The following is an 11,097-nucleotide window of genomic DNA, read 5'->3' on the forward strand; positions in this document are numbered from 1 at the left end:
CTACCCGCAAGCCCTCATCACCGGCCATAACCGCCTCACCCCACATGCACCCAAGGCATGTCCTTGTTTTGATGCCGAATGGGAATACAGATGGATCTGACGGTGTCTTCCCGGCACGCAAACGACATGAAAACCAATCAAAATACATCATGTTGTTTGCGTGCTATACCCCCCCAATTGCTTATTTTGCTAAACTCTTTATCTCATCCACCACCCTGCAAATATCATCATCCGTCAGTGTCGGACCAGAAGGCAGACAAAGCCCTTTATCAAACAATCTTTCCGAAGTCCCATCCCCATAAAAAGGTGATTGCTTAAACACCGGTTGCAAATGCATCGGTTTCCACAAAGGGCGTGTTTCTATATTTTCATCTGCCAGATGTAGCCGGACACCCTCACGATTAAACCCAGCCTTTTCCGGATCTACCAAAATACAAGTCAACCAGAAGTTCGAATTGAAATCTTCCGAAGGATTCTGTTGTACCTCGATACCCGGCATATCCTTCAGCAACTCCGTATACAACCGGTGTATTGCCCTGCGTCGTGCAATATGTTCATCCAATACAAACATCTGTCCCCTACCGATACCCGCACAAATATTACTCATTCGATAGTTATATCCGATACATTCATGTTGGTAATGCGGAGCATTTTCCCTGGCTTGGGTAGCATAAAACATAGTCCGTTTGGCCTGTTCTTCCGTCCGGCAAACCAAAGCACCGCCTCCGGAAGTCGTAATCATCTTATTTCCATTGAATGATAAAGCGGCAAATTCTCCGAAGGTACCACATTTCCGTCCTCTATACTCTGAACCCAAAGCTTCTGCTGCATCTTCCAAAACGGGTATTCCATACCGAGAAGCAATAGCCATAATTTCATCCATCTTTGCAGGCATTCCGTATAAATGAACCGGGATAATAGCTTTCGGGAGTTTTCCTGTTTTACGCAAACGGTCTTTGATCGCTTCTTCCAAAAATAAGGGACTCATATTCCAGGTATCCTGTTCACTATCTACATAGACTGGAGTCGCTGACTGGTATGCTATCGGATTGGCTGAAGCGGCAAAAGTAAAGGACTGGCAGATGACTTCGTCACCTGTTTGCGCACCTAATTCGATAAGACCCAGGTGGAGTGCGGCTGTACCGGCAGACAATGCGACCACATGCCGGTCTTCTTTAAGATAGTCCGCCAACTCTTTTTCAAATGCATTTACATTGGGGCCTAAAGGGACAACCCAGTTGGTGTCGAATGCTTCTTTTATGAAGTCTTGCTCACGACCGGACATGTGGGCGAGAGAAAGGTAAATTCGCTTATTCATAATTTATACTGTGATTAAAAGATACAATCCCAATTGCTGTGACAAACAACAATCAAAAACCTGCTGATAAATGAATCTAAGTTTATTATAATTTATCAGCATTCTTTTTAAAGAAAACTTTCGTTATGCCAACTCTCCGTAAGTCTTCCCTAGGCCATTCCTTATAATTTTCTCCATAGTGTTGCAAAAGATACTCTTCTGCTCTCCCAAAACTTGTCATCTGAACACCTTCCAACATATATTGTTTTAACGGTAAAACCCATTGTTCTTCTACAAGAACTTTTGATGCAGACCAAATGATATAAATGTTTCCTTTTTTTAATGAAAAAAGCGATTTAACCCACTCAACAAAAGTCTTTTGCCGTATCATTCCTTTCTTAAGTCGTTCGCTATATTCTTCCGTAGTCAATCCTCCAAGCTTATACCTCCTCTTCACATAGTCAAGATGCCCTTTCTGAATGATATACGCAGCTTTACTTTTTCTAACTTTTCTAAGTTTATATAAATCAATCCACACTCCATTTTCCTTATATAATGGAACTCCCGGAAGTACTTCTGAATATTGATCTCGTATCTTCACCCAATCCAAATAGTATTTTGGTTCAGTCTTATTACATTGAAGAATCATTCCATCAGGTAATTCCTTCAGCAAAACCTCTACCATTTTATCGTAATCTTCTTCAAAGACAGCAACATCAAAATCATCATCCCACGGTATGAACTTCCCTCTTGTTACTCCTCCCAACAAAGTACCACCAACTAATGCATACCGTATTTTGTAATGATCAAAAATAGGTAATACAACCTTCATCATTTCTAAAGTCCTGCTATGAAGATATTCCAACATTTCAGGCTTTAAAATAGAATAATGATAACCCTTATAGACCTTACTTCGTTCTAAATAATTTGACATATAATTATCCAATATATTCTCCTGCTGTTATTCTAAATGTACTGCCTGTCATCATACTCGAGCCATCGGACATCATATAGACTAACCCATCCAAATAATCCGTTTTTTCACACATCCTACCCATTGGCAAATAAGCTCCGGCACGTTCACGAAGATGTGTTTCAGTTTCTCCTTGTGATATTCTTAATGCAACCTCACCTTCAGTCGGTGTCCAACCGAGCGTCAGATAATTGCATCGGATATGTTCTCTTGAATACTGATGGGAAATATGTTCCATCAAAATACGAAGAACTCCTTTGGAACAAGCATACGCAGCTCTATCCTTTTCGCCACCCCACGCATGGGCCGAACCAGTCAAAACAATAGAACCACCACCATTCATACGCATATATTTAATGGCTTGCTGACAGCAGAAGAAACAAGATTTGAAATTGATATCCATCACTTTGTCGAAAGTGTATTCATCGCATGTGTCTAGGGGTGATACAGGAGTTATACCTGCATAGTTGAAAAAACCGTCAATTTTCCCGAATTTGTGGTAGGCTTCGTCCATTAATTTTTTGCAGTCTTCTACATTTTCTAGATCAGTATGTACAAATAAACCATCTGTTCCATAGGTACGCATTAATCTGATTGATTTAAGAGCAGATTCTTCGTCGCGACCGCCAATTACAACTTTAGCTCCTTGGCGTGCAAATTCTTCGGCCGCTGCACGACCAACTCCTTTAGTTCCTCCGGAGATAACGATGACTTTACCTAATAATTTTTTCTCGCTCATACCATTTATAATTTTAAGGCCTTTTTAACGTCAAATCCTTTTAATAGCATGTTATTACCAGCCTCGTCATAGACTTTTACCTTATCCTGATATTCTTGGATGGCTGTAGCCAGTTCTTCTTTAGTATCACATACAAGATAGAGACGTGTTAATACCTGCTTTTCATTGCCAATCCACTCTTGTGGAACTTCATCACCTTCTGCTAAACGAACAACGTTGGCCACAACACGTGAATCTTTTTCTATGTCTTCAAAGCCTTCGACTTTGGTTATTCTACCTTTCCTTAGTAAGAACCATACTGTAGCAGCCCATTTCCCTTTCATGTAAGGATCTTCTTTATACAGATTGACACTTTCACCTTCGTTACCTGTAAGAGCAAAACGTATTAGCATCTCACGTTGATCATATCCGTATATTTTTTGGAGTAGGAGGTGCGGTGCTTCACCTTGCAAGCGAAATCCGGTGTCATATACATAAAACTCACCATTTTCATAGAAACCGGAAAGCATAAGAATACCATTTTTGATCCCTATTTCTTTGAACATACGCACTGCATTAAAGTGCATACGCTTCATATATTCATCCATATGTTTTGAAGGATAAGTACCACCAAGGCACACACGGCTTTTGCCTCTTTGCTCATCCGTAGTGTAACGGTCATAAATACAGGATGCTGAACAGTAACCATCTTTGAAGGTGTAATACATACCCATATCTTCGACCCCTTCCATATATCGTTCTACAATAAAACGTTTGTTGGGACTTGCAGCAAGTGCCTTATCTACAGCCTCCTTCAGTTCTTCTTCTTTATATACAACGGTCATACCTACTCCCCCGCCGTTATCAACAGGCTTAACCATTACCGGGTATTTAATCTTAGCAATGTCGGATGGCTTCATCTCTGCATCAAGATAATATTCTGGAATACCATGGATACCATAACTTTCGCAGGTCGCTTTAAAGACATCCTTATATGAGAATACATCGACAATGCGTTGAGTCGCATAGCATGGAAGATCCAATGCTTCGCATACTTTACAATAAGAAGGAACCAGAATATCAGCTACTCCAACAAGTACTCCATCTACCTGTTCTTCGCGTGCAAGAGCGATTAATCCCGGAACATCCATACCATCTATGTCAGATGCTTTCCAAGCATATTTCTTGGCATCGTCCGTATGACGACCACTTGCTACAATACACTTCACTCCCATTTCATTGGCAACACGAACCAATGCACTTGTTTCGGGGTTTCCACCTAAAATCAATAATTTTTTCCCCTCAAATTCCTTTTTCATATTTATCAAAATTTTATGTTATCATTTATTCTTATTCTATATTCCAATCTTCTCCCATTGTTAAAATCTTATATGGAAGTTTTTCATTACGCATTTTTTCAATGAATAAACCACTATTGCCACCATGAGAAGGGAACATTCCAAAGTGTGAAGGTATGGTAATCCCGGGCTGGAGACACTTTGCTAATTCTGTAGCTTCTTGCTCATTAAGGTTTCCGTATGCGCCATTAATAGGGGCTATTAAAACATCAATAGGACCAGCACTCAAATACTCTTCTTTCCAATCTAAGTGTAAGCTGGTATCTCCTACTTCCAGAATATTTTTTCCATCGACCGTAAGTAGAATGCCAACTTCTTCGGGGGCGCCTTCTCCGTGATCACTATGTATAAAATGGATATCAAAATTGCCGGCAACATAATGATCGCCGGGCTTTACATATGTTACCCGTCTCTCATCGATTCCAAGTTGTTTTACATCTTTTCTACAATCACAAGCACAAAACAGATGGGTTTTCCCATTAGCCATTAAGTCAAACATGGCATCAATATCGAAATGATCACGATGAAAATGAGTGGCAATTATTATATCAAGCTTTAAATCTTTTGCATTTACTATTTGGGGTAAAAGACGATGGTATCCGTCATGCCCTTCTACAGGTTCTACGCATTCGGTGAGATATAAGTCAATACCCAGTGTTTCTCCTTGCTTATTTTTGATTATATAGCCAGCTTGTCCCATGCTGAAGAGGTGAGTAACACCTCTTGAGGCATTATTTAATTTTTCAAGAAAATCCATATTGTTGAACTTGGATTCTTAGATTAGTTGTTTCCTGTAAATTTTTCCATTGTTGCCGAAGTATCAGAACTGATTCCTTCACGCGCAAAAACTTTCTTTATCGTCAAGACAATAATTTTCACGTCCAAGAGGAAAGAGCAATGGTCTACATACCACACATCCAATTCGAATTTCTTCGTCCAACTGATGGCATTACGTCCGTTCACCTGAGCCCAGCCTGTTATTCCTGGACGAACTTCATGCCTACGAGCTTGCTCTTTACTATACAGAGGCAAATATTGAGGTAACAACGGACGCGGGCCTATCAAAGCCATATCCCCTTTCAAGACATTGATCAATTGTGGGAGTTCATCAATGGAAGTTGAGCGGACCAATCGCCCTACTTTTGTCAACCGGTCTGCATCGGGCAACAGGTTACCGTCTGCATCCCGTTCATCCGTCATCGTCTTAAATTTGATAACCTTGAATATTTTTCCGTTTTTACCCGGGCGTTCCTGTGTAAAGAAAGCTCCTGTACCCTTATTGGCAAAATGAAGCCAAATTGTTATTAGTAAGAGAATAGGCCAAATTACAAATAGAACACAAAAAACAATGGAAAAATCGATTATCCGCTTTAGAAAATGAATATACATGAACTTACTATGAGAATAAGGATTGGTATTCGCTTAATAAGGCATTCCACACTTTATATTGTTCGTAACGTTTTACAATTGTTGGCCGAGCATTGCTTGCCATTATCTTAACTTTATCATCTCGATAATCATAAAACCATTTCATCATTTTATAAAGAGCATTTTCATCACGAGGAGGAATTATCTTACCATTAATTCCATCTTGAATGATTTCATTACATCCAGTAATGTCAGTGGTAATGCAAGGAACTCCTAAAGAACATGCTTCTACCAAAACCTGACCGAAACCTTCACGATAAGAAGGTAATACGAGAACGTTTGAGATGGCCATAAAGGAACGAACATCAGATTTGAGTCCTACCATATGAATATGGGTATTATTTTTAATTTTTTCTTCTGTTTCTTTTGAAATTGGATTTAAATTATTCTCTAGACGTCCAACAATAATAAGATGAATTTTTTCTTGTAATATCTGTTGTAATCTATCAAATGCATTGACTAATTCATTGATTCCCTTGTCCTTCACAATGCGTCCCGCATAACAATACACGAAGTCGTTGTCATTTATACCAAGTTTCGTTTTCCATATATTTAAGTCTGGGAGTTTTTCACGGTTATAGTATGATGTATCAATACCGTTAGCACTACCATTAAATACCACATTCAATTTATGTTGCTTACAAATACTGTCTTTAATAAGAGTTTTTTTTACACCTGCACTAACACATAATATCCTTGTAGCACATAAACATGTAAGTTTTTCCATCAATTTTAATAATACCTTCATTCCCCCTTGTGAGCCTTGATAACGCAGTCCATGACACATGTAGATTCTTATTGAAATCCCAGTCAGTTTAGCTGCTAACATTGATAAGAAAGCACCTTTTGGAGTATTCCCATGAACTATATCTGGACATTCCCTCTTAAAATAGTTGATAAATTGAAATAGGCTTTTACAATCATCCAATAAAGAAATGTTTCTTTTCATTGGTATATAGTGAATAGCTATATCCTCTTTTTTTCCAAACTCAATTAATTTTTCTTTCTCGGAAGAGATTGCTACCACATCAAATGTATTACTGATATAATTCAACTGTCCTTTGAAGAATTTTAAAGAACCTGGAATGGTCGTTATAATACAAAATTTTTTCTTACTCATAATGTGTATTATGTGTTAAAATCGTTCTTGGTTTGGGTAAGACTACAGTCGCATTATCAGGAATATCTTCTACAACAACACAATTGGCACCAACTTTTACATTATTCCCTATATTTATACCTGCTAAGACCTTGCTACCTGCTCCTAACATAACATTATCGCCAATCCCCCCCATGAGCAATAGTTACTTGCTGATATATTGTACAGTTACTTCCAATATGCAAATCATGCCCAACAATTATACCATTTGGACCATGGGGCAAGTTGGGAGGGGAATCAAAAATCGTGCCAGCATTCAGATTAGTCCCGAACGAGCAATTATGATAGGCATCTGTTTTCTTTATATAATATAGATAATACAACTTTAGAAGGAAAGGTGTATTGTTATTGGGATCAACAACAATACTTCTTCTTTTCCAATATTTCTTATGATTGTAATGCTGAATAATGGATAATAAATATTTCCCAACTTTATTATTGAAAGAGAAAGGTGTCTGTCTGTTCATAGGTTCATAGGTTCATAGCTTTTATTGTCAATACAATTCTCCCATCAGCTGTTCATATTTCATCCTCTCTTTTATAGTTGTTTCTTCTCCTCTCATAGATACAACGGCATTTATGCCAATGAGGGGTGCAACAGAATAATAGTATATTAATCTGAATAGATTTTTAATGTTTTTCTCTCGCAAAAAAATATCCTTACTACTTTTTTGCATTTTCCTAAGTGACATTGAATCAAATTCAGAATAATAATATAAGACTTCATTTAATGCTGAATATTTTCTTCCTTTTAAGCATCTAGAAAAGAAATCTATATCTTCTCCAGAATTTAAAGTTATATTATAATTAATACCTTCAGTAGCTTCGCGCCGGATCATCGAAGCTGCACACATGATAGAACAATTATCAATAGAAAATAGCTGGATTGAATTATCTCCTTTGCCTCTAACTCTAGTTATTCCACATTTTATACCATATGAAAGTATTCCGCATGAGACCAAAGAAACATTTTTATGAGCTTCTAAAAAAGACACTTGCTTGTATAATTTATTTGGATCATACCAATCATCTGCATCGAGGTATGCTATATATTTACCTGTAGCTTTTATTAGTGCTTCTTGGCGGGCATATCCTCGGCCTTTATTTTGTTTTAAATGAAAAACTTTAAAACGAGAGTCTTCTATTTTTTCTAAATATTGCTTGGTCTCATCTGTAGAACCATCATTAATTATGATACATTCCCAGTTTGTATATGTTTGCCATAATAATGATTTTATAGAGATCTCCATCTGAGGAATGCCGTTATAAACCGGCATTAAAATACTAATTAAAGGTGAAGCTTCCATATTATACACATAGAGTAAAAGCGAAATGAAGAAATATTATTAATGAGATTTTAGAATATCGATATGGTAACCATTCAACTGAAATAAATGGATATATTATTAAAACAGGCATTATAAACCATGATAAATATGCAAATCTATTAGAAAAGGGTACTTGATTAAGTAATATCCATACTGAATTAGAGAGCATATAACTACATAACAGTATTTCATACAATTTATTCGTAAAAGACTTTCTTAATATAAAATAATAACCTATTAATATCGGAACTGAACTATATAATAAAAAATCTATGCGAAATCCGGTGGAGGAAAATACGGAACTGTCTGCTTCTCCTGTTAAATATTCTTCTGCTCTATCAGCAATAAAAGATATACTTAATAATATGTCAGTAAATAACTTATTTATTACAAAGCTGAGTGGAATTGCCATCAACCAGATTTTCAGATAAAAGCGCACATTTGTATAGCATGATACACATATTAATGACAAAAAAGGTAAAACTACGGATTTATGAAAAGATATAGCTATAACACTAAGAATTAAAGCATATAATGTTCTCTTATAATTGACCATAGCTAATAATAATAAAGATGTAGCTATTCCATTACGTATGCCATTCACACCATATCCATAAAATGACATTGCAGTTATTAGCATCATGAAAAATACTATAAAATTATTCTGGGATAATTTATATGAAACTAAATACAATGGAAAGACATATAGAAATGCACATATCAGAAAATATAAATCTATTGATAAACCTAAATTAGCACATGTCTGTGTCATAATTTCAAATCCAATGTCTCTGGCTTCTTCACTATCAATGATTTTCCCAGCTAAATATTCTATATAAAATCCACCATATCGCACAGAATCTACAAAAACATCTTCATTCCACCATTCCCTATATCCAATAAAGAATATGCAAAATAGTAATAATGAAAACATCCCGAAATCTGCTATAAATTTATTGGAAATATATTTTTGTCGTAACAATAAATATATTGCAGTAAAAATAACAGCTGTCGCTAATAAAATTCGATATATCAGAGCTTGTGTAGTTGCTTCAAACATGTTAAATGTTCTCTACTTACTATAATGTCCTATTATTTTTAAGATCTTGTGAGATAAAGCTACTGGAGATAGTAAGAGTCTCACAATGTTAGTAGACTTTTTCTCACCTGTTTGTATTTGTGTCTCTAGGCCTTCATCCCAATATACCAGTGCCGGTACTATTCCATATAAATTAAAGTGCTTTTTCATAAGAAGCCAATCATCTGCAACCCAATAAGGTTTATGTGCAAGGCCACAAATTAATTTTGCAGCTGCCTTGTTAATGATATATCCAGCAGTATAGGCTCCAAAATATAGTTTATTCAAACTAAAGTCTGCATCTATTTTTTTTATCCTAAAAGAATAGGAAAATCTTGGTGTTAATAATATCAACTGAGGTGTTTCATCAATTTCTAATTCTTCAATTATATTTAATTGATTAGAAAGGCAAGCATCATCTTCTAAGATAAGTGCAGCTTTTTCGTTACTATCTATAAGCTTTTTATAAGATTTTATATGACTAAGGGTACATCCAATCTCGGCAAGCAAAGGGCTTCTTCCATATAATTTATAAAATGTATCATAATCAAAAAGAGATTTTGCTTCATCTGTACTAAATTGTTTACCATCAATAGCATCGATAAACTCTACATCTAAAAAAGAGAATCTATTTAACTGCTTTTGCATATGTTTTTTTCTTTCAACCGCCCGCTGCAAATTAATAACGAAAGTTTTCATATTCCTATAAAGTGATTTTTCTTTGAAGTTCTTTAAATCCTACATAAATAAACGTTTTAGTTGAAACACCTAATCCTTTTATCGTATATAAGGGCCAGTACCAGTCATTATGTACAAATTGAGGGAGGCTTTTTGCTATGAGGATACCTATGATCCCTAATTTCAACCATGCAATATTGATATAACAAAATAATGATATTGCAATGGCTGTCAGTAACACACTTTTAACGAAAGGAAATTCATTTTTCGTTGCCGTAATTTGACACATATTCCAACAATTCCCATCTAACAGCCAGATAATTGCAGCAAAAATAAGCAATGGTAGAGAAGGAAGTGATGTTTGAGATCCAATTAATGATAAAATAAAATCTCCAAGTAAAAGAAAAAGAATGATACCTATAATATACAAGATATTAAATAAAAACATAACGAAGGCTGCTTCAGATAATAATTGCTCTTTTTTATTCATTACTCTCAAAGAAGCTAAGCGAGGTTGATAAATTGAAAACATAATACCAGATATACTTTGAATGAGAAATAATATTTGTGACATTAAGCCAAATGTACCAACTTCATTTAAAGATAAATATATCCCAGCCAACATCATAGTAGCTCCTTGAGTTAGATAGCCTGACAGTGCGCAAAAACCTAGTTTTTTAGAATTATACCAAATTACATTAAACAGTTCTCGTTTCTTTTCTCTAGTAATATTATAGTTTGAAATACTTTGTTTTAAATCTTGAGTGAAGTAATATTGATTTGCTAAGAGCCTTGTTAAAAATACTGCAAATAAATTTGCAATAACTAAGCCCAATAATCCACAATCTAACATTAATAAGAGGAAAGCTATGAATATCTTTAGCATATTTCCATATACAATTACTTTGTTGGATTCCATTATTTTACCTGCACCAATCAATAGGGCTGTAAAATATGAATAATGCGAATCAGGAGTTGGCGACCTGATTCAAAGATTAAAAATTAACATAAGAAAGTAGAGCAATTGCCAATTTTCCAAAGGAGTGTACCAACAGCCCTTTGGTAGCTCTTACTTTAGAC

The 11,097-nt window shown here is 35.8% G+C and carries 13 protein-coding genes; all 13 read right to left on the reverse strand.

Annotated features, from left to right (window positions below):
- Positions 1–181: 181 nt before the first annotated feature.
- Positions 182–1,318: a DegT/DnrJ/EryC1/StrS family aminotransferase gene (locus NBH15_RS28160; RefSeq protein WP_128135686.1), complete on the reverse strand. Its 1,137-nt coding sequence runs from the start codon at positions 1,316–1,318 to the stop codon at positions 182–184.
- An 85-nt stretch (positions 1,319–1,403) separates the two neighbouring features.
- Positions 1,404–2,231 carry a LicD family protein gene (locus tag NBH15_RS28165; protein ID WP_250824122.1) on the reverse strand — a complete coding sequence of 276 codons (828 nt, stop codon included), beginning with the start codon at positions 2,229–2,231 and terminating at the stop codon, positions 1,404–1,406.
- A gap of 4 nt (positions 2,232–2,235) precedes the next feature.
- The gene (locus tag NBH15_RS28170; RefSeq protein ID WP_128135684.1) at positions 2,236–3,009 is read right to left on the reverse strand and encodes an SDR family NAD(P)-dependent oxidoreductase; all 774 of its coding nucleotides are present in this window, start codon (positions 3,007–3,009) and stop codon (positions 2,236–2,238) included.
- A gap of 5 nt (positions 3,010–3,014) precedes the next feature.
- Complete coding sequence (locus NBH15_RS28175) at positions 3,015–4,307, reverse strand: ATP-binding protein (RefSeq protein ID WP_075317125.1); 1,293 nt, start codon at positions 4,305–4,307, stop codon at positions 3,015–3,017.
- A gap of 31 nt (positions 4,308–4,338) precedes the next feature.
- A complete protein-coding gene (locus NBH15_RS28180; protein WP_128135682.1) occupies positions 4,339–5,103 on the reverse strand; it encodes an MBL fold metallo-hydrolase in 765 nt (254 codons plus the stop codon).
- 23 nt (positions 5,104–5,126) lie between these two features.
- A complete protein-coding gene (locus tag NBH15_RS28185) occupies positions 5,127–5,735 on the reverse strand; it encodes a sugar transferase (protein ID WP_128135681.1) in 609 nt (202 codons plus the stop codon).
- A gap of 7 nt (positions 5,736–5,742) precedes the next feature.
- Positions 5,743–6,894: a glycosyltransferase family 4 protein gene (locus tag NBH15_RS28190; protein WP_244050982.1), complete on the reverse strand. Its 1,152-nt coding sequence runs from the start codon at positions 6,892–6,894 to the stop codon at positions 5,743–5,745.
- The gene (locus tag NBH15_RS28195) at positions 6,887–7,045 is read right to left on the reverse strand and encodes a hypothetical protein (protein ID WP_233567593.1); all 159 of its coding nucleotides are present in this window, start codon (positions 7,043–7,045) and stop codon (positions 6,887–6,889) included. Before NBH15_RS28195 ends, NBH15_RS28190 begins: the two co-directional genes overlap by 8 nt.
- A 4-nt stretch (positions 7,046–7,049) precedes the next feature.
- On the reverse strand, positions 7,050–7,400 hold the full coding sequence (locus NBH15_RS28200; protein WP_233567592.1) for an LbetaH domain-containing protein: 351 nt from the start codon (positions 7,398–7,400) through the stop codon (positions 7,050–7,052).
- Between the two features lie 27 nt (positions 7,401–7,427).
- On the reverse strand, positions 7,428–8,240 hold the full coding sequence (locus NBH15_RS28205) for a glycosyltransferase family 2 protein (RefSeq protein ID WP_158579708.1): 813 nt from the start codon (positions 8,238–8,240) through the stop codon (positions 7,428–7,430).
- 1 nt (position 8,241) lies between these two features.
- Positions 8,242–9,321, reverse strand: coding sequence for an EpsG family protein (locus tag NBH15_RS28210; RefSeq protein ID WP_244050981.1), 1,080 nt, complete (start codon positions 9,319–9,321; stop codon positions 8,242–8,244).
- 12 nt (positions 9,322–9,333) lie between these two features.
- Positions 9,334–10,038 (reverse strand): glycosyltransferase family 25 protein, encoded by a 705-nt coding sequence (locus tag NBH15_RS28215; RefSeq protein WP_244050980.1) that lies wholly within the window; start codon positions 10,036–10,038, stop codon positions 9,334–9,336.
- Positions 10,039–10,042: 4 nt separating this feature from the next.
- On the reverse strand, positions 10,043–10,936 hold the full coding sequence (locus tag NBH15_RS28220) for a polysaccharide biosynthesis protein (RefSeq protein WP_250824123.1): 894 nt from the start codon (positions 10,934–10,936) through the stop codon (positions 10,043–10,045).
- Between the last annotated feature and the right edge of the window lie 161 nt (positions 10,937–11,097).

The sequence above is a fragment of the Parabacteroides caeci genome, from assembly GCF_023656795.1.
GTDB classification, from domain to species: domain Bacteria; phylum Bacteroidota; class Bacteroidia; order Bacteroidales; family Tannerellaceae; genus Parabacteroides; species Parabacteroides segnis.

What these genes read in the sequence shown, in the direction of transcription:
- NBH15_RS28160 (WP_128135686.1), bottom strand. Translation starts at nt 1,318, where the DNA reads ATGAATAAGCGAATTTACCTTTCTCTCGCCCACATGTCCGGTCGTGAG.
- NBH15_RS28205 (WP_158579708.1), bottom strand. Translation starts at nt 8,240, where the DNA reads ATGGAAGCTTCACCTTTAATTAGTATTTTAATGCCGGTTTATAACGGC.
- NBH15_RS28180 (WP_128135682.1), bottom strand. Translation starts at nt 5,103, where the DNA reads ATGGATTTTCTTGAAAAATTAAATAATGCCTCAAGAGGTGTTACTCAC.
- NBH15_RS28200 (WP_233567592.1), bottom strand. Translation starts at nt 7,400, where the DNA reads ATGAACAGACAGACACCTTTCTCTTTCAATAATAAAGTTGGGAAATAT.
- NBH15_RS28165 (WP_250824122.1), bottom strand. Translation starts at nt 2,231, where the DNA reads ATGTCAAATTATTTAGAACGAAGTAAGGTCTATAAGGGTTATCATTAT.
- NBH15_RS28175 (WP_075317125.1), bottom strand. Translation starts at nt 4,307, where the DNA reads ATGAAAAAGGAATTTGAGGGGAAAAAATTATTGATTTTAGGTGGAAAC.
- NBH15_RS28185 (WP_128135681.1), bottom strand. Translation starts at nt 5,735, where the DNA reads ATGTATATTCATTTTCTAAAGCGGATAATCGATTTTTCCATTGTTTTT.
- NBH15_RS28220 (WP_250824123.1), bottom strand. Translation starts at nt 10,936, where the DNA reads ATGGAATCCAACAAAGTAATTGTATATGGAAATATGCTAAAGATATTC.
- NBH15_RS28195 (WP_233567593.1), bottom strand. Translation starts at nt 7,045, where the DNA reads ATGTTAGGAGCAGGTAGCAAGGTCTTAGCAGGTATAAATATAGGGAAT.
- NBH15_RS28170 (WP_128135684.1), bottom strand. Translation starts at nt 3,009, where the DNA reads ATGAGCGAGAAAAAATTATTAGGTAAAGTCATCGTTATCTCCGGAGGA.
- NBH15_RS28210 (WP_244050981.1), bottom strand. Translation starts at nt 9,321, where the DNA reads ATGTTTGAAGCAACTACACAAGCTCTGATATATCGAATTTTATTAGCG.
- NBH15_RS28215 (WP_244050980.1), bottom strand. Translation starts at nt 10,038, where the DNA reads ATGAAAACTTTCGTTATTAATTTGCAGCGGGCGGTTGAAAGAAAAAAA.
- NBH15_RS28190 (WP_244050982.1), bottom strand. Translation starts at nt 6,894, where the DNA reads ATGAGTAAGAAAAAATTTTGTATTATAACGACCATTCCAGGTTCTTTA.